The sequence below is a fragment of the Pseudogemmobacter faecipullorum genome, from assembly GCF_020539525.1.
In the GTDB taxonomy this organism is placed as follows: Bacteria; Pseudomonadota; Alphaproteobacteria; order Rhodobacterales; family Rhodobacteraceae; genus Pseudogemmobacter; species Pseudogemmobacter faecipullorum.
The window spans coordinates 236,502-254,966 of record NZ_JACDXX010000003.1 but is presented as its reverse complement, the minus strand read 5'-3'; the positions used below and the strand labels follow the sequence as shown (position 1 = coordinate 254,966).

Here is an 18,465-nt window from a genome sequence, read left to right as displayed (position 1 = left end):
AGGCTCAGAGCGGCTCGATATCGCCCTCGGCGCGGCGGGCGTGGAAATCGGCGACAAAGGCCGACAGGCTGCCCGCCTCAATCGCGCCGCGCAGGCCTGCCATCAGCTCCTGATAATAATGCAGGTTATGCCAGGTCAGCAGCATCGAGGCGATGATCTCCTGGCTGCGCAGCACATGATGCAGATAGGCGCGGCTGTAATTGCGGCAGGCCGGGCAGCTGCAGGCCTCATCGAGGGGACGCGGATCATCCTGGTGGCGGGCGTTTTTGATATTCACCTGGCCGCGACGGGTCCAGGCCTGGCCGGTCCGCCCCGAACGCGAGGGCAGAACGCAATCCATCATATCAATGCCGCGCTCGACCGCGCCGACGATATCATCGGGCTTGCCGACCCCCATCAGATAGCGCGGCTTATCCTCGGGCAGCATATCAGGCGCATAGTTCAGCACGCCGAACATCGCCTCCTGGCCCTCGCCCACCGCGAGGCCGCCGACCGCATAGCCGTCAAAGCCGATGCCTTTCAGCGCCTCGGCGGATTCGCCGCGCAGCGCCTCATTCACCCCACCCTGCATGATGCCGAAAAGCGCATGGCCGGGACGGTCACCGAAAGCATCGCGCGAGCGCTGCGCCCAACGCATCGACAGGCGCATCGACTTTGCCACTTCCTCATCGCTCGCGGGCAGAGCCGGGCATTCGTCGAAACACATCACGATATCCGAGCCGAGCAGCTTCTGGATCTCCATCGAGCGCTCGGGCGTCAGCATATGTTTTGAGCCGTCGATGTGAGAGGAGAATTTCACCCCCTCCTCGGTCAGCTTGCGCAAACCGGCGAGGCTCATCACCTGAAAGCCGCCCGAATCCGTCAGGATCGGCTTTTCCCAGTTCATGAATTTATGCAGACCGCCAAGGCGCGCGATACGCTCGGCGCCGGGGCGCAGCATCAGGTGATAGGTATTGCCGAGCAGGATATCCGCCCCGGTCGCCGCCACCGATTCCGGCATCATCGCCTTTACGGTTGCGGCCGTGCCCACCGGCATGAAGGCGGGCGTGCGGATTTCGCCGCGGGTGGTATGGATCACCCCCGTACGCGCCTTGCCATCCGTTGCCTTCAGCGTGAAGCCAAATCCCTCTGCCATCGCAACCCCCGGTTCGCTCAGATCTCTGCCCGGCAAGCGCTGCAATATGGCGCCTGCGGTGTGTCGACGCCCCTTTGCCACAGAATTTCCGGATTTGCACTTGCAGAATGTGCCGCATCTGCTGAACTGAGAATGAACGTTCATTTTCATTGCTTCTGAGTCGTCCTTGCCCCAGTCCCAGTCCTTGCCCCCGTCCCATGCCAGCGCCGAGCCAGGCCATGCCAATGCCGCGCGCAGTGCCGAGATCCTTGGCCTGATCCGCTCTGCCTTTGCCCAGAAGGGCTTTGACGGCACCTCGATGAGCGATCTGGCGCGCGAGGCCGGGATCTCTGCCGGCAATTTCTACCGCTATTTCCCCTCAAAACTGGCGATTATCGATGCGCTGGTGGCCCAGGATATCGAAGAGATCCGCAGCCGGTTCGAACAGACCATCGCCGCCCCCGATCCGCTGGCGGCGCTGCGCGCCAGTATTGCCGGCTATATCCATGAGATCTGCGATGATGATTGCCGGCTGATGGCCGAGATCGCCGCCACCGCCTTGCGCCAGTCAGAGGTCGCCAACACCTGCGCCCGGGTCGAGGAAACCGCCACCGGGCTCATGGTTGAGGTATTCGGGCTTGCCACCGGGCTGGGCCCCGAAGACTGCCATGCCCGCTTTCACCCCCATGCCCGCGCCATTGCCCTGATCGTGCGCGGCTATCTGCAGCGCAGCGATCTGACCCCGGATCCTGCGCTGCAGGCGCTGCTGCTGCGCTCAATCAATATATTGCTTGATGATATTGCCTGCCTTTCCCCCGTTCCGCTCAGGATTGATCCATGCGTTCCGCTCTCCTGCCCCTCACGCTGACCCTTGCCTTCACCCTGCCCCGGCTGGCCCTGGCCGAGGCTGCTGCCCTGGCTGACCCGCCTGCGCAAAGCCCGATTGCTTTGCCCGCGATTGCGGTCAGCACCCTCGGGCTGCGGCTGATGACCGAGCGGGTGATTGCCACCGGGCTGATCACCCCGGTCGAGGAAATTCAGGTCCAGCCGCTGATCGAAGGCCAGCCGATTGAGGCGCTGAAGGCCGATGTCGGCGATCTGGTGGCGGGTGGCGCGGTGCTGGCGGTGCTGTCAAAAACCTCGCTCGAGCTGCAGCGCGCGCAGAATTACGCCAGCCTTGCCGCAGCGCGCGCCACCATCGCCCAGAGCGAGGCCCAGCTGATCGAGGCCGGGGCTGCCGCCGGCGAGGCGAAAACCGCCGCCGAGCGGGCGAAACGGCTGCGCGATCAGGGCGCGGTCAGCGAGGCGGCCTGGGACAGCGCCCGCGCCAATGCCACCGCCACCGCCGCGCGGGTCTCGGTCGCCAGCCAGGCGCTGGAAGCGGCCCGCGCCCAGCTGGCTCTCGCCGAGGCCCAGCTCGCCAATGTCGAGCTGATGCTGACCCGGACTGAGGTGAAAACCCCCTATGGCGGCCGGATCACCGCGCGCAATGCCACGATTGGCGCCATTGCCTCCGCCGCAGGCGCGCCAATGTTCGTGCTCGAGCGCGACGGGGCGCTGGAACTGCGCGCCGATCTGGCGGAAAGCGATCTGATCCGCCTCGCCCCCGGCCAGAAGGTCATGCTGCATGCCACCGGCCTCGCCAGCCCGGTGGCGGGCAAGGTGCGCCTCGTCGAGCCGGTGATTGACGCCGTGACCCGGCTTGGCCGCGCCCGGATTGAACTGCCCCCACATGAGGATCTGCGCGCCGGGATGTTTGCCGAGGCCGAGATCATCATCTCCGAGGGCGAAAGCCTCGCTCTGCCGCTCTCGGCGCTTGGCAATGGCACCGTGCTGCGGGTCGAAAACGGCCTTGTTACGGCCGTGCCGGTGCAGACCGGCGCCCGCGACGGCAGCTTTATCGCCGTGACCGAAGGTCTCGCCCCTGGCGACCAGGTGGTCTCGCGCGCCGGATCCTTCCTGCGCGACGGCGATCAGATCAATCCCGTCACCGAACCTGCGATCCGCTGAAGGAAAGCCCGCGATGAATTTCTCTGCCTGGGCAATCCGCAATCCGGTCGCGCCGCTTCTCGCCTTCTTCCTGCTGATGGTGCTCGGCTGGCAAAGTTTTAACGCTCTGCCGATCACCCGTTTTCCCAATATCGACGTGCCGCTGGTCTCGGTCACCGTGCCTCAGGCCGGTGCGGCGCCTTCCGAGCTGGAAGCTCAGGTCACCAAAGAGATCGAGGATGCAGTGGCCGGCATCACCGGGGTGAAAAACGTCACCTCAACCGTGACCGACGGGCTTTCGACCACGCTTGTCGAATTTCGCATCGAAATTCCGACCGATACCGCCGTCCAGGATACCAAGGATGCGATTGACCGCATTCTGGCCGATCTGCCCGCCGATGCCGAGACCCCGATCGTCACCCGTGTCGATGTCGAGGGTCAGGCGATTGTCACCTATGCCGTCTCCTCGCCCGGGCGCACGCTGCAAGAGCTGTCCTGGTTTGTCGATGACACGCTGACCCGCGCCCTACAGGGCCGCCCCGGCATTGGCCGGGTCGACCGCTATGGCGGCGTGCAGCGCGAGATCCGCATCAGCCTCGATCCGGTGCGGCTTGGCTCCTATGGCATCACCGCCGCCCAGGTCAGCCAGCAGCTGGCGCTGACCAATGCCGATATCGGCTCGGGCAAGGCCGAGCTGGGCAGCGGCGAGCAGTCGATCCGCACCCTTGGCAATCAGCAGACCGTCGGGCAGCTGGCCCGCACCACCATCGCATTACCCGGCGGCCGCCATGTGCGGCTTGGCGATCTGGGCGAGGTTCAGGACAGCTATGAAGAGCCGCAGAGCTTTGCGCGCAAAGACGGCCAGCCGGTGGTGATGATGGCGGTGTTCCGCTCGAAAGGCGCCTCTGAGGTCTCGGTCTCAGAGACGGTCGATGCGGCGCTGGCAGCGGTAAAGGCCCGCCATCCCGATGTCAGCCTGCAGCTGGTCGATGATCAGGTCTATTTCACCCGCGGCAATTATGAGGCGGCGCTGCATACGCTGATCGAGGGCTCGATCCTTGCCGTTCTCGTGGTCATGGCGTTTCTGCGCAATGCGCGGGCGACGTTCATCGCCGCCGTGGCGCTGCCGCTCTCGGCGGTGCCGACCTTCCTGATCATGGATCTGCTCGGCTTTTCGCTCAACCTCGTATCTTTCCTCGCGCTGACGCTGGCCACCGGCATTCTGGTCGATGATGCGATTGTCGAGGTCGAGAATATCGCCCGCCATATCCGCATGGGCAAAACCCCCTACCGCGCGGCGATTGATGCCGCCGATGAGATCGGACTTGCGGTGATCGCCACCTCGGCCACCATTGTCGCGGTCTTCGTGCCGGTCTCTTTCATGCCCGGTGTGCCGGGGCAGTATTTCATGCAGTTTGGCGTTACCGTGGCGGTGGCGGTGCTGTTCTCGCTGCTGGTGGCGCGGCTGATCACACCGATGATGGCCGCCTATCTGATGCGCAGCAAGGATGCGCTCGGGCATAGCGACAGCCATCAGGACGGCCCCCTGATGCGCGGCTATCTCTGGCTGGTGCGCCATTCCACCGCCATGCCGGTGATCCGCGGCCGCTCTGTCCCGGCCTATTACCTCACCCTGATCGGCGCGGTGGGGGTGGTGATCCTCTCGGTCATTGCCATGAGCAAAATCCCCGGCAATCTCTTCCCGCCCGATGATGAAAGCCGGATCGCCATTTCGGTTGAACTGCCGCCCGGATCCAGGCTCGCGGAAACCGACCGCGTGACCGAGGCGATGCGCCTCGCGATTGCCGATATTCCCGGCATCAATCATGTGCTGGTAACCGGCGGCACCTCGCCGCTGGGCGACCGCGAGCTGCGCCGCGCCAGCATGACGCTGATCCTCGAGCGCCGCGATGTCAGCCTGACCCGCAAACTGGCGGAGCTGGCGGCAAAGCTGCCGCTGATCGGCCCGGCGCTGCCGCTGCCAGAATCGAAAACCCGCACCGTGCCGCAGCAGGAAATCGAGGCCGAGGTCTTTGCCCGGCTGGCACAGCTGCCCGATCTGCGCGCCTATAAGCTGGGCGGGCCCGGCGGCCCTGGCGGACGGCCGGTCTCCTATGATGTGCTCTCGGAAAATGACGCCGATCTCGCCCGGGCTGTGGCACTGATCGAACATGCTCTGGCCAGCGAACCGCTGCTGGAGAATGTCTCGACCCAGTCCACCCTGCCGCGCCCCGAAGTGCAGATCACCCCACGCCTTGATGAGGCAGCGCGGCTGGGGGTGACCACCCAGGCCATTGCCGCCACTCTGCGCATCGCCACCATCGGCGATCTCGATGCGGCACTGGCCCGGCTCTCGCTCGACAACCGGCTGATCCCGGTGCGGGTGCGGCTGAATGATGCGGCGCGCGGCGATCCCGAACGGATCCGGGCGCTGAAAGTGCCGACCGCCTCCGGCGCGCTGGTGCCGCTTTCTGCCGTGGCCGATCTGACCCTGGCCGAAGGCCCGGCGCAGATCAAACGGTTAAACCGCCAGCGCGTCGCCACCATTGGTGCCGATCTGCCGGTGGGGGTGGCGCTCGACAATGCCACCGCCCGCTTTGAGGCCGTGGTGGCCGGGCTTGATCTGCCTGAAAGCGTGGTGGTGAAACCCTCGGGCGATGCCGAACTGCAGGCCGAGCTGCTGACCAGCTTCTCCAATGCCATGATCATGGGGCTGATGCTGGTGCTCTCGGTGCTGATCCTGCTGTTTAAATCAGTGATCCAGCCGGTGACCATCATCGCCTCGCTGCTGCTCTCGGTGGGCGGGGTGGCGATTGCGCTGATCGTGACCGGCAATGCCATGTCGATGCCGGTGCTGATCGGCATCCTGATGCTGATGGGGATCGTGTCGAAAAACGCCATCCTGCTGATCGATTTCGCCATCGAGATGCGCCGGCGCGGCCTCGGCCGGATTGAGGCGGTGGTCGAGGCCGGCCATAAACGCGCCCAGCCGATCATCATGACCTCAATCGCCATGTCGGCGGGCATGCTGCCCTCGGCGCTTGGCGTCGGTGAAGGCGGCAGTTTCCGCGCGCCGATGGCGATTGCCGTGACCGGCGGCATCATCGTCTCGACCGTGCTCAGCCTGGTGATCGTTCCGGCCTTCTATCTGGCGATGGATGATCTGTCGCGGCTGATGGCCTGGATAACCGCGCCGCTGATCGGCCCGCGCGACCCCGGGACCGAAGCGCTGGCGCCCGAAGTGCTGACCGAAAAACTGGCGGCGACTGAAACCGAGCTGGCGGCGCTGCGCGCCCGGCTGCAAAGCCTTGAGGCCCGGGGCTGAGCCCCGGCCCCTCCCGGGCATCTCCCCCACCGGCCTTTCATCTGTCTGAAAATATCCCGGGGGTCCGGGGGCAGCGCCCCCGGCCTCTCGCCCTCAGCCCTCTTGCCCTCAAGACCCCAAGACCGGACCCGGCCCCGGCCCTCAGGCCTTGCGGCAGTAAAGTTCCAGCCGGTGATGGACGATCTCATAGCCCATCTCGGCTGCGATCCGGCGTTGCAGCTCTTCGATCTTTTCGCTGTGAAATTCGATAATCTCACCGCTGTCGAGATCGACAATATGATCGTGATGCCCGGGTTCGGCGATCTCGAACCGCGCCGAGCCATTCTCAAAGGAATGCCGCGCGATCACCCCTTCGCGTTCCAGCACCGTCAGCGTGCGGTAGACCGTGGCCAGCGAGACACTGGGATCCAGGGCCTGGGCGCGGCGGTGCAGCTCGGCGGCATCGGGATGATCCTCCGATCCGGTCAGCACCTGCAAAATCGCCTCACGCTGCCGGGTGACCCGCACCCCCGCATCGCGCAGGGCCTGGCTCATCCGTTGGGTACGGTCTTGAATCCGTTCAGAAATATGGCTTTTCATCGGCCGAGCCTAGCACCCGTTTTCGCAAAAGGAAACCGCCAGTTGCGAAAACGGCAGCAGGCTGCGTCAGTTGCACGCAGGCCTTACTGATGGCGCAAAGCCTCAATCGGGTCGAGCTGCGCGGCGCGGCGCGCCGGGAAATAGCCGAAAATCACCCCGATCACTGCCGAGAAGGTAAAGGCCATCAGCAGGACCAGGGGATCGGGGCTGAAGGGAATGGCCATGAACAGCCCCGCCCCCCAGGCCAGGGCCAGCCCGACCAGAATACCGGCGATGCCGCCCAGCAATGACAGAACCACTGCCTCAACGAGGAACTGGGTCAGCACCTGGGTCGCGGTCGCGCCGATGGCGAGGCGGATGCCGATCTCGCGGGTGCGCTCGGTCACCGAGACCAGCATGATATTCATAATGCCGATGCCGCCCACCAGCAGGCTGACCGCCGCCACCGAGGACAGCATACCCGACAGCACCGAATTGATCGAATTCAGCATCTCGGCCACTTCGCGCATATCCGAGACGGTAAAATTATCCGGCTCGCCAAAACCGATCCGGCGCCGGTCGCGCATCAGATCCTGAACCGCCGCGATCCCCTCTTCGGATGAGGTGCCCGTGGCCAGGGCCAGCTGGATCGAGGCCACGTCATTATCGCCGTTCAGCCGGCGCTGCACCAGGCGGACCGGCATCAGCACCACCTCATCCTGGTCATTGCCGAAACTGCCCGCGCCCTTGGCCTGCAACAGGCCGATCACCTGGCAGGAGATCTTTTTCACCCGGATGGTCTCGCCAATCGGGCTGAGAGGGCCGAACAGCTTCTGGCGGATCGTCTCACCGATGATGCAGAACGCCGCGCCGCTGCGCGCCTCGGCGGCGGTCATATTGCGCCCCTCGGCCAGGCTCCAGCCGCCGATTTCACTCCAGGCCTCGGTGCTGCCGGTAACCGAAGCGGTGGTATTGCTATTGCCATAGACAATGGTCGCCCCCGAAGCATTGGCCACCGGGGCGACGAGGCGGATCTGGCGCAATCCGGCCAGGGCATCGGCATCGCGCAGCTCAAAGCGTCGCGTCGCCCCGCCGGTCGGCGGGCCAAAGCCGCGCGTGCCCGGGCGCAAAGTCAGCGTATCCGAGCCAAGCCCCGAGACCGATTGCGAGACCTGCTGTGAGGAGCCCTGCCCGACCGTCACCATGGCAATCACCGCGCCCACCCCGATCACCACCCCAAGGATGGTCAGGAAAGAGCGCAGCTTATTGCGCAGGATCGAGCGCAGCGCGAGTTTGACCGCCTCGAGGATCATGCCCGCACCTCACGCGCATCGGGATCGACCGGCTCGTCGCGGGTGATATGACCATCGGTAAACACCACTAGGCGGCGGGCATAGGCGGCAATATCGGGCTCATGGGTCACCATGACGATGGTGATCCCCTCCTCGCGGTTCAGCTGCTGCAGCAGGGTCAGGATCTCATGGCTGCGCTGGCTGTCGAGATTGCCGGTCGGCTCATCGGCGAGGATCACCGTCGGATGACCGGCGAGCGCGCGGGCGATTGCCACACGCTGCTGCTGGCCGCCCGAAAGCTGCGAAGGGTCATGGCCTTCGCGCCCGGCAAGGCCGACGCGGGCCAGCGCCGCATTGGCGAGAGCTTCGCGCTCGGCAGCGGGCAGGCCCTTATAGATCAGCGGCAATTCGACATTTTCGCGCGCCGTGGTGCGGGCCAGCAGGTTAAAGCCCTGAAACACAAAGCCAAGATAATGGCGGCGCAGCAAAGCCAGCGCATCACCGCCAAGCTGCGAAACATCGGTGCCCGCAAACAGATAGGCGCCCGAACTGGGCCGGTCGAGGCAGCCGATGATATTCATCGTCGTCGATTTGCCCGAGCCCGAAGGGCCCATGATCGCCACGAATTCGCCCTTGCGGATCATCAGATCCACCCCGTCCAGGGCGCGCACCTCGGCCTCACCCTCGCCGTAGATCCGCGTCACCTTGCGAAATTCCATCAGCGGCTGCGCCGGTTCTGCCGCCCCGGCCATCACTTGCCCTCGCGCTGGCTCAGGATCACCTGATCGCCGGGCTGCAGCTCTTCTGAGCGCACCGCGATATTGCTGCCATCCGAAGCGCCAGGCGTGGCGCGCAGCCGTTCCGGCTGTCCGCCGCGCAGCACCCAGACCCCCGATCCGTCGGCCGAAGCCCCGCGCGTGCCACCGCGCCCTGGCGGTCCTGGCATGATAAAGCCCATCAGCCCCTGGCCCGAACGGCTGGACGCGGCCTGCACCGGCGGGCTGTAGCGCAAAGCCGCGACCGGGACGAGCAAGGCCCCCTCCTCGCGCGAGACGGTGATAGTGGCGGTGGCAGTCATACCCGGCCGCAGCAGCAGCTCGTCATTTTTCACCGAAAGCACCGCCGTATAGGTCACCACATTGGTTTCCGCCGCATCCGGGGCAAAGCGCAGGCTGGTGATCACCGCCTCAAAGCTGCGGCCCGGCCAGGCATCAACGCTGAAGCTGGCCTGCTGGCCCATCGCGACCCGGCCGATATCGGCCTCATCAATCGCCACCCGCAATTCCATGCGGCGCAGATCCTCGGCCAGGGTGAACAGCACCGGCGCATTCAGCGAGGCGGCAACGATCTGGCCCTTCTCGGCGGTGCGCGACAGCACGATGCCGTTGATCGGCGAGCGGATCTCGGCCTTTTCCAGATCGGCACGCACCGAAGCCAGATTGGCCTCGGCCAGCGAGACATCGGCCCTGGCAATCGCAACCGCGGCCAGCGCCCGGTCATGCGCGGCCCGGGCCGCGACCACCACGGTACGGGCATTGAGCCCACGCTCGCCCAGAACATCGGCCTGGTGCAAAGCCTCGGTGGTTTCGGTCACCGTGGCCTCTGCCGAAGCGAGCCGGGCTTTTGAGGCCTGCAGGCTGGCTTCGGAATTCAGCACCTGGGCGGCAAGCTTGGTGTCATCGAGCCGGGCCAGCACCTGGCCCTCGACCACCTCGGCATTGAAATCTGCATCGACGGTCAGCAGCGTGCCGGAAAGCTCGGAGGAAATCTCCACCTGGGTGGTCGGCTGCACCGTGCCGGTGGCCACCACCGTCACCACCAGTTCGCCCTGGGTGACCTCGCGGGTATCATAAATGATTTGCGTCGCCGGAGCGCGCAGAAACAGCGCCCAGCCTGCCGCTGCAAGGCCTGGCACCAGCAGCAGCCAGATCCAGCCCCTGCCTCGTTTCTTGCGACCAATACGGGTGATGCTGGCGATATCAGGCGGGCTTTGCGACGTCACGGGAGCTGGCTTTCAGTCAGATTTCAGATGAAACGTCCGCGCGCGGTCATTCCGTCGCCGGATCCGGGAACAAAATCCAATTATCTCTGCAGGGGCAAAACAAAAAACAGCGATGGCTGCGGCCAGGCCCGACGCGGCTCAGAAAGCCGCCGCCTTTGCGGCAGAGGCTGCGGCTGCGGCGGCGCGGTGGCCCTCGAGCAGCCAGGCGGCAATCTCTCCGGCCTCGCCGGTCAGCTCGCGCGCATGGCCCCCGGCATAGCGCAGAAACCCCTCGAGGAAATGATCGGCCAGACCGGTGATCACCGGCTTACCGGCCAGCAAAGCCTCGCTGACAGAGCCGGCCATGCCATGGCCATCCGCCTCCTGCTTGCCGAATTTATTGACAAAAAGCACATCGGCAGCGGGCAGGCGCTCTGCCACCACCACGGATGCCTCTTCCAGCGCCGAGGTATCGAGACGGCAGCCCAGGGCGGCGGGACCACGGTCGAGGCTGATCGGCAGCACCGGGCCATCGGGCAGGAGCAGCAGATCCATCGCCGGTCTGGCACGCCCGGGCAGCGCCCGGTTCAGCTGCAAAGCCCCGGCCAGCACCAGCCCCTCAGCGCGCAGCAAAGCCGCCACCTCGCCCATCAGCCGGTCGGTCTCGCCCAGGCCCTGGCGACAGATATAGCCCAGATACATCGCCCGCCTCTCCCCGGCCTCAGCGGCTTTTCAGCGCGTCATTCAGCACGGCGAGCACCTGGTCCGAGGGCACATCCGCGGCGACGAAAGCCTCGCCAATGCCGCGCGCCAGGATGAAACGCAGCCTGCCGTCGACAACCTTTTTATCCTGGCCCATCAGATCGAGCAGCCCCGCCGCATCCGGCAGATCGCCCTCGATATCGGCGAGATCGGTTTTCATCCCCATCGCCTTCAGATGCGCCCGCACCCGGCTCGGATCTTCCTGCGCGCACAGGCCAAGATGCTGCGACAGCTCAAAGGCCAGAGCGCAGCCGATCGCCACCCCCTCGCCATGCAACAGCCGCTCGCCAAAGCCGGTGGCCTTTTCCAGCGCATGGCAGAAAGTATGGCCAAGGTTGAGCAGCGCCCGCTCGCCCTCCTCGGTCTCATCGCGTTCGACGATACCCGCCTTCATCTCGACCGAGCGGGTGACAGCGCGCAGCCGCGCCGCCGCCTGTACCGCCGGATCGGTATTTGCCCCGGCCAGGGCCGGACCTTCGGCCTCGAGCCAGTCAAAGAAAGCCGCATCGCCGAGCAGACCATATTTGACCACCTCGCCGTAACCCGCCAGAAAATCGCGCGGCGTCAGGGTATTGAGCAGGCCAATATCGGCCAGCACCAGCGAGGGCTGATGAAATGCCCCGATCAGGTTTTTGCCCGCCGGGCTGTTGATCCCGGTCTTGCCACCGACCGAGCTGTCGACCTGGGCCAGAAGCGAGGTCGGGATCTGCACGAAACGCACGCCACGGCGCAGAACGGCGGCGGCAAAGCCGACCAGATCGCCGATCACCCCGCCGCCAAAGGCGATGACGATATCCTTACGCTCGATCTTCTCGGCCAGCAGCCATTCGGTAACTTCGGTAAAACGGGCCCAGGATTTGGTGGCCTCGCCCGGGGGCAGCGTCAGATGGCTGACCGCAATCCCCTCGGCGGCGAGGCCGGCGATCAGGCTTTGCAGATGCAGCGCGCCCACGGTCTCATCGGTGACAATCGCCACGCGTCTGCGGCGCAGAAGCGGCAGGATATGCGCCCCGGCCCCGGCCAGCAGGTCAAAGCCAATCCGCACTTCATAGGAGCGCTCGCCCAGATTGACGGGAACGATATTCAGCATGATCTCAGGCCTCTTCCAGCACATCCGGGCGGGTTTTCAGCGCCTCGATCACCCGCACCGCCATATCCTCAATCGAGTAAACCGCATCCGAATCAACGACAAGATCGGCCAGGGCATAGAAAGGCTCGCGCTGTTCGCAAAGCTCATAGAGCGTGCGCCTGGGATCCGCAGTATGCAGCAAAGGCCGCGTCGTCTTATGGCGCACCCTTTGCCACAGCACCGCCGGATCGGCGCGCAGCCAGACCGAAATGCCATGGCTGCTGATCTGTTCGCGGTTGCGCGCAGCGAGAAAGGCCCCGCCGCCGGTCGAGAGCACGGCGGGCTTTTCGCGCAGCAGCCGCCCGATCACCTCGAATTCGCGGTCGCGGAAGAAAGCCTCGCCATCTCGTTGAAATATCTCGGCAATTGAGCGATCCGCCGCTTTGACGATCTCATCATCCGAATCAACGAAAGGCACCTTAAGATGCCGCGCCAGGGCCGTTCCAACGGCGGATTTGCCTGCACCCATCATCCCGACAAGCGCGACAGTCTTATGCAGTCGATACATAGTCTTCACCATCACGTGAATGGCGCACAGATCTGCTGGAGAGATGCGCTTTTCACGTCTCAATGGCGTGATCTTGTCGGAAATGCCATATATATATTCCGGTAAGCCGCAGCCTTCGGGCCAGTATAATCACCGGGACAGGCGGCAGGGCCCGGAAAACTGTGAGGCTAAGGGGCAGAGAATGGGTCGTCTTATCAAGATTTTACTGGTTCTGATCGTGATTGGCTTCGCCGCGCTCACTGGTTACGCCTATCTCGTCGAGATGACCCCGCCGCAAAGCGAGATCAGACAGCCGGTGATGCTGAATGCCAATTAAGCGCAGCGGCGCCGCCCGGCGCGGTGCCCCGCGACCGCTGCAGTGCCTCACGCGTCAGGGGCTGAGCCCGGCCCGGCGCCCGCTGCGGTCCGGCCTTCTGGCGGGCGCGGGCCGCAGGCTCGGCCCGGGCGGGCTGGTGATCCTGCTGCTCAGCGCCGCCCCTCTTGCCTTTACCCCCTCGGCCCTGCGCGCCGAAGCGCCGCTTTCGGCGATTGACTGGCTGTCGAAATCCGTGACCACCCCGGCGGTGGCCCCGACCGCCCGCCCTGATGAGCCACCGGTGGCCAGTGGCGGCGCATTGCCCTATGCGGTGGCCAGCACGCCGCTTGATGGTCCGGCCCCGGATGCAATCGGCCTGATCGCACCGGCGGTTTCGGGCCTGCCGCGCAATCTCTGGGGCGCGGGTCTGACCGATGAGATTGCCCGCGCGGTGCTGCGCGACCGGATGGAAAGCCTGCCGGCGCTGCGCCAGCTGTTTCTGACCATGCTGCTGGCCGAAGCCGATCCGCCGATTGACAGCCAGGGCAAGGGCCATCTGCTGCAGGCGCGGATCGATAAGCTGTTGCTGATCGGCGCGCTGGAACAGGCGGCAGCGCTGATCAGCATTTCCGGCGTTGCCACCCCGGATCTGTTCCGGCGCGGCTTTGATATTGCCATCCTGACCGGCAAAGAGGACCGGGCCTGCCAGCAGATGCTGAAAGCGCCGGGCCTTGCGCCGACGCTGCAGGCGCATGTGCTCTGCCTCGCGCGCGGCGGCGACTGGGATGCGGCAGCGCTGACCCTTTCCACCGCCGAGGCGCTTGGCGAGGTGCCCGCCGCCCAGGCGCAGCTGCTGGCGCGCTTCCTTGACCCCGATCTTTTCGAGGGCGAGCCGCTGCCGCCGCCGCCCAATCCGGTGACGCCGCTTGACTGGCGCCTCTATGAGGCGGTGGGTGAAACCATCCCGACCAACAGCCTGCCGATTGCCTTTTCTTATGCCGAGATCGGTCCGAATTCCGGCTGGAAGGCGCAGATCGAGGCGGCCGAGCGGCTGACCCGGGCCGGGACCATCGCGCCGAATGTGCTGCTCGACCTTTATACCGCGCGCGACCCGGCCGCCTCGGGCGGGGTCTGGGAGCGGGTCCGGGCCTTCCAGAATTTTGACACGGCGCTGAACCTTGGCGAGCGCGAGCGCATCATTGCCACCCTGCCCGCCGCCTGGAGCCGGATGCAGGAAGCCGAGCTCGAAGTGCCCTTCGCCTTCCTCTATGGCCTCAGGCTGAGCGCGCTGCAGCTTGAGGGCGAGGCCGGGCGGATTGCCTTCCGCATCGGCCTGCTCTCGCCCGCGCTTGAGGAGATTATCGGGGGCCATAGCCCGCGCGATGAAACCGAACAGTTCCTTATCGGCCTGGCAAAGGGCGATCTGACCGGGCTGCGCGCCCCCGATTCCATGGGCCGCGCCATTGCCCCGGCCTTCCTGAGCCCCGGGCTTTCCGACGAGGCGAAGGTGCTGCTGGAGGGCAAAAGGTTCGGCGAGGCGCTGCTGATCGCCATTGAGGAGATCCAGCGCGGGGTTGAGGGCAATGCCAGCGGCGTCACCCGCGGCCTGTCGCTTTTGCGCGAGGTCAGGCTGGAAACCGTCGCCCGACGTACCGCGCTCGAACTGATGATCCTTGAGCGGCGCGGCTGATATGGCGGCGCCGCGCGATGCTCATGGCTGGATTTCGGTGTTTCTCGAGGCCATTGCCGCCGAGGCCGGGGCTGCGGGCAATACCCGCCTCGCCTATGGCCGTGATCTGAAAGATTTCGCCGACTGGGCCGGGCAGGAAAAACGTGAATTCGCCAGCCTGAACCGTGCCGATATCGAGGCCTATCTGATCTTCTGCGACGCCCAGGGATTGTCGAAAGCCACCCGGGCGCGCCGCCTCTCCTCGATCCGCCAGATCTATCGCTTTGCTTTTGAGGAAGGCTGGCGCGAGGATAATCCGGCTTTGCGCATCACCGGTCCGGGGCGGGCGAAAAGCCTGCCGAAAACGCTCTCGCCCGAACAGGTCGGGGATCTGCTGGAGGCGGCGCGCAACCATGGCCGCCAGGAGGAAGACCGGCTGCGCAATGCGGCGCTGGTCGAGCTGCTCTATGCCACCGGGCTGCGGGTCACAGAGCTGGTCTCGCTGCCGCGCGCTTTGCTGCGCGGCGATCCGCAGATGATCCTGGTCAGGGGCAAGAGCGGCAAGGAACGGATGGTGCCTTTGTCGCTGCCCGCGCGCGAGGCGGTGGCGCTCTGGCTTGAGGCACTGGATCAGCGCGATGAAGCCTTGCGGCAAAACGGCACCGCGCCGTCAAAATTCCTGTTCCCGGGCCGGGGCAAGGCGGCGCATATGACCCGGCAGAGCTTTTTCACTTTACTGCAGAATATCGCGGTTCAGGCCGGGATTTCTCCCGCCCTCGTCACCCCGCATGTGCTGCGCCATGCTTTCGCCACCCATCTGCTGGCGGGCGGTGCAGATCTGCGGGTGATTCAGATGCTGCTGGGCCATGCCGAGCTGGGCACCACCGAGATCTATACCCATGTGCTCGATGAGCATCTGAAAGAGCTGGTGCTGACCCGCCACCCGCTCGCAAAAAACCGCTGAAGACCGGGGGCAAATAAAGGGGAGCAGCTATCACCCGCCCCCCTTTATAGCCCCGCCCTGTGGCCGATCAGCTGTGGCGGATCAGCGCTTTTTGCCGAACAATGTGCCCAGAACCCCGCGCACCAGCGCCTGGCCGCCTTTGGTGCCGATCTGGCGGGCGAAGCTTTTGACCAGGGTATCGGTCGCCGAATCAGAGCGCGAACTGCGGCTGGTGCGCGGCGCCTCGCGCCCGGACGCAGCGGAACCCGAGGAGCGGCTGCCACCATAGCGCCGCCCCTGCGCAAATTCGCGCTCGGCCGCTTCGGGCGCGGCCTGATCCGTGGCGGCGACTTCAGCGGCGGCTTTTTCGGCCCGGGCCTTCAGGATCTCAAAGGCGCTTTCGCGGTCAATCGCCTGCTCATATTTGCCCGCCAGCGGCGAGCCGCGCCGGGCCGCAGCCAGCGCCGCCTCGCTCGCCGGGCCAAGCCGGCTGAAGGGCGGGCGGATCAGCGTGCGCTCGGCCATGCCCGGCACGCCTTTGGCCTCAAGCAAAGAGGTGACAGCCTCGCCGGTGCCAACCTCACGGATCGCGGTTTCAATGTCGAAACGCGGATTGGCCCGATAGGTCTGGGCGGCTCTCGCCAGGTCTTTCTGATCGCGCGCGGTAAAGGCACGCAGCGCATGCTGCACCCGGTTGCCGAGCTGGCCGAGGATATTATCGGGCACATCGGCCGGGTTCTGGGTGACGAAATAAACGCCCACGCCTTTCGAGCGGATCAGCCGTGCCACCTGCTCGACCCGCGCCACCAGCGCGCGCGGCGCATCGTCAAACAACAGATGCGCCTCGTCAAAGAAGAAGACCAGCTTCGGCTTCTCGGGATCGCCCACTTCGGGCAGCACCTCAAACAGCTCTGAGAGCAGCCAGAGCAGGAAGGTGGCATAGAGCCGCGGGCTGTTCATCAGCCGGTCGGCGGCGAGGATCGAGATCTGGCCGGTGCCATCGGCGGCGCATTGCATCAGATCGGCAATATCGAGCGCCGGTTCCCCGAACAGATTGGCCGCGCCCTCATTCTCCAGCACCAGCAAGCGGCGCTGGATCGCCCCCACCGATTGCGAGGAGACAAGGCCGTAGCGCGCCGAAACCGCCTGGGCATTCTCGGCGATAAAGCTCAGCAAGGCGCGCAGATCCTTCAGATCCAGCAGCGCCAGCCCCTCTTCATCGGCGAGGCGGAAAGCGACATTCAGCACCCCTTCCTGCGGCTCGCTCAGCTCCAGCAGCCGCGACAGCAGCAAAGGCCCCATCTCGGCAATGGTGGTGCGGACCGGATGGCCCTTCTCGCCGTAAAGATCCCAGAACAGCACCGGATAGGCGCGGTAGCTCAGATCAAGGCCGATGGTTTCGGCGCGCGACAGGAAAGAGGCATGGGTCTTTGCGCCCGGGTCGCCCGGTTCGCAAAGGCCGGTCAGATCGCCCTTCACATCCGAGAGAAAGACCGGCACCCCCGCCGCGGCGAAGCCCTCGGCCAGCACCTGCAGGGTGACGGTTTTGCCGGTGCCGGTCGCGCCTGCAATCAGCCCGTGGCGATTGCCATATTTCAGCAGCAGCTCCTGGGGGCTGTGATAGCCCTCACCGCCGCCGCCCGCGAAAATCCGGTCCTGTGCCGTCTCTGCCTGCCCCATATGCGCCGCTCCTGTCCGGTAAAACTTCGCCACCAGCATACAGGGCTGCATGCCCCCGGCGCCAGCCCGGCTGCGGCAAATCCCGGGGATCCCTCCCGGGATCCGCCTGCGACCAGGCGAGAGGATGCCTGTTCTGCAATCCCGGCCCTGCACAGCATAATTTTCATCTTTACCCCTGCGCCCGGGTAACAGTTTTTCGTTGACGCATTCCGGAAACCTGCTTAGCGTCCAGGTTGTGAAGTCGGCCTGTCCGACAGGGAGCACAAAATCTAAAAGCGTTTCAGACGCAGCCAAAGGGCCGGTTTACCCGGCCCTTTGATGTATTTGAAAGCCGGTGATTTTTCCTGGAACCGCTGACCGCCGCCATCTGTTGCCCCCAGGCGCCGGGCTGCCGGCAAGGCCTCGCCGCTGACGCAATTGGCAACTGACAGCCCCACTGCGCCATGCTATTTACTCCCGGCCCGTCTGGTTCATCCGGACCTGCTCTGGTCACTGTTCATAAGGACAAGCTTTCGATGCTGAACTCCCGGATTTCGCTTCTCGCGCTGATGCTCTCGCTTGGTGCCCCGCTGGCTGCGGTGGCTCAGGAGACTGAGGCCGCGACCGACGCCCCGGCAAATGCTGAAACCGCTGAAACCGCCGCTCCGGCGAATGACACTCCGAATCTCGCCATGGGTCAGGAAATCGGCGGCGACAGCCCGATCTATGTTGCGGCCAATTTTGAGGCCTGGGAACAGCGCTGCGAAAAAAGCAGCCTCGGGGCCGATCCCTGCCAGCTTTACCAGCTGCTGAAAGACAGCGAAGGCAATTCCGTGGCCGAGCTGGCCATGTTCAACCTGCCCGCCGGCTCGAATGGCCCGGCGGTGGCAGGCGCGAATTTCATCGCACCGCTCGAAACCCTGCTGACCGCAGGCATGCAGCTGACCGTCGATACCGCCAAGCCGCGCGCCTATCCTTTCTCGGTCTGCACCCCGATCGGCTGCGTCGCGCAGATCGGCTTTACCGCTGAAGAGATTGCCGCCTTCAAAAAGGGCGCAAAAGCCACTTTCACCATCACCCCCTTCATCGCCCCCGATCAGAAGGTGAATCTGGAAGTGTCGCTGAAGGGCTTCACCGCCGGTTATGACGCGATGATCGCGGCCAATGAAAAGGCCGATGAGGCGGTGCGCGCTGCAGCGGCGGCCAAACCGGCCGAAGCCACCGCACCGGCGCAGTAAGCG

Annotated in this window: 16 protein-coding genes; 7 read left to right on the top strand and 9 right to left on the bottom strand. The window is 65.2% G+C overall.

Annotation, left to right across the window (positions count from 1 at the left end):
* Nucleotides 1-4 precede the first annotated feature (4 nt).
* Nucleotides 5-1,135 carry a tRNA guanosine(34) transglycosylase Tgt gene (gene tgt / locus H0485_RS04825; protein WP_226934224.1) on the bottom strand — a complete coding sequence of 377 codons (1,131 nt, stop codon included), beginning with the start codon at nt 1,133-1,135 and terminating at the stop codon, nt 5-7.
* Between the two features lie 166 nt (nt 1,136-1,301).
* On the opposite strand from tgt, the gene H0485_RS04820 reads away from it, so the two are divergent.
* Genes H0485_RS04820 through H0485_RS04810 form a run of 3 tightly spaced genes read left to right on the top strand, consistent with a single transcriptional unit; the run spans nt 1,302 to nt 6,428 of the window.
* Entirely contained in the window at nt 1,302-1,982 is a 681-nt protein-coding gene (locus H0485_RS04820; protein WP_226934223.1) for a TetR/AcrR family transcriptional regulator, read from the top strand.
* Nucleotides 1,952-3,124: an efflux RND transporter periplasmic adaptor subunit gene (locus H0485_RS04815; protein WP_226934222.1), complete on the top strand. Its 1,173-nt coding sequence runs from the start codon at nt 1,952-1,954 to the stop codon at nt 3,122-3,124. Before H0485_RS04820 ends, H0485_RS04815 begins: the two co-directional genes overlap by 31 nt.
* A gap of 13 nt (nt 3,125-3,137) precedes the next feature.
* Nucleotides 3,138-6,428 (top strand): efflux RND transporter permease subunit, encoded by a 3,291-nt coding sequence (locus H0485_RS04810; RefSeq protein WP_226934221.1) that lies wholly within the window; start codon nt 3,138-3,140, stop codon nt 6,426-6,428.
* A 141-nt stretch (nt 6,429-6,569) separates the two neighbouring features.
* Here the strand turns inward: H0485_RS04810 and H0485_RS04805 are convergent, their stop codons facing one another.
* The 7 genes from H0485_RS04805 to H0485_RS04775 form a co-directional block, all read right to left on the bottom strand.
* Nucleotides 6,570-6,962 carry a Fur family transcriptional regulator gene (locus H0485_RS04805; protein WP_226934220.1) on the bottom strand — a complete coding sequence of 131 codons (393 nt, stop codon included), beginning with the start codon at nt 6,960-6,962 and terminating at the stop codon, nt 6,570-6,572.
* Between the two features lie 128 nt (nt 6,963-7,090).
* Nucleotides 7,091-8,299: an ABC transporter permease gene (locus tag H0485_RS04800; RefSeq protein WP_226934219.1), complete on the bottom strand. Its 1,209-nt coding sequence runs from the start codon at nt 8,297-8,299 to the stop codon at nt 7,091-7,093.
* A complete protein-coding gene (locus H0485_RS04795) occupies nt 8,296-9,030 on the bottom strand; it encodes an ABC transporter ATP-binding protein (RefSeq protein ID WP_226934218.1) in 735 nt (244 codons plus the stop codon). The genes H0485_RS04800 and H0485_RS04795 overlap by 4 nt, the downstream gene beginning before the upstream one ends.
* Nucleotides 9,030-10,280: an efflux RND transporter periplasmic adaptor subunit gene (locus tag H0485_RS04790; protein WP_226934217.1), complete on the bottom strand. Its 1,251-nt coding sequence runs from the start codon at nt 10,278-10,280 to the stop codon at nt 9,030-9,032. The genes H0485_RS04795 and H0485_RS04790 overlap by 1 nt, the downstream gene beginning before the upstream one ends.
* 138 nt (nt 10,281-10,418) lie before the next feature.
* A complete protein-coding gene (locus H0485_RS04785; protein WP_226934216.1) occupies nt 10,419-10,961 on the bottom strand; it encodes a DUF2478 domain-containing protein in 543 nt (180 codons plus the stop codon).
* 19 nt (nt 10,962-10,980) lie between these two features.
* Nucleotides 10,981-12,111 (bottom strand): 3-dehydroquinate synthase, encoded by a 1,131-nt coding sequence (gene aroB / locus H0485_RS04780; RefSeq protein WP_226934215.1) that lies wholly within the window; start codon nt 12,109-12,111, stop codon nt 10,981-10,983.
* Nucleotides 12,112-12,115: 4 nt separating this feature from the next.
* The gene (locus H0485_RS04775; RefSeq protein WP_226934214.1) at nt 12,116-12,658 is read right to left on the bottom strand and encodes a shikimate kinase; all 543 of its coding nucleotides are present in this window, start codon (nt 12,656-12,658) and stop codon (nt 12,116-12,118) included.
* A 181-nt stretch (nt 12,659-12,839) separates the two neighbouring features.
* Here H0485_RS04775 and H0485_RS21635 point away from each other — a divergent pair, with 181 nt between their 5' ends.
* The 3 genes from H0485_RS21635 to H0485_RS04765 are packed head-to-tail and all read left to right on the top strand — an operon-like array spanning nt 12,840 to nt 15,586.
* Nucleotides 12,840-12,974: a hypothetical protein gene (locus H0485_RS21635; RefSeq protein ID WP_255613323.1), complete on the top strand. Its 135-nt coding sequence runs from the start codon at nt 12,840-12,842 to the stop codon at nt 12,972-12,974.
* Entirely contained in the window at nt 12,964-14,643 is a 1,680-nt protein-coding gene (locus H0485_RS04770; RefSeq protein WP_226934213.1) for a hypothetical protein, read from the top strand. Before H0485_RS21635 ends, H0485_RS04770 begins: the two co-directional genes overlap by 11 nt.
* Before the next feature lies 1 nt (nt 14,644).
* Nucleotides 14,645-15,586, top strand: coding sequence for a tyrosine recombinase (locus H0485_RS04765; protein ID WP_226934307.1), 942 nt, complete (start codon nt 14,645-14,647; stop codon nt 15,584-15,586).
* 81 nt (nt 15,587-15,667) lie between these two features.
* Here the strand turns inward: H0485_RS04765 and H0485_RS04760 are convergent, their stop codons facing one another.
* Complete coding sequence (locus tag H0485_RS04760; RefSeq protein ID WP_226934212.1) at nt 15,668-17,245, bottom strand: helicase HerA-like domain-containing protein; 1,578 nt, start codon at nt 17,243-17,245, stop codon at nt 15,668-15,670.
* 515 nt (nt 17,246-17,760) lie between these two features.
* Here H0485_RS04760 and H0485_RS04755 point away from each other — a divergent pair.
* The gene (locus tag H0485_RS04755; RefSeq protein WP_226934211.1) at nt 17,761-18,462 is read left to right on the top strand and encodes an invasion associated locus B family protein; all 702 of its coding nucleotides are present in this window, start codon (nt 17,761-17,763) and stop codon (nt 18,460-18,462) included.
* Nucleotides 18,463-18,465: the final 3 nt, after the last annotated feature.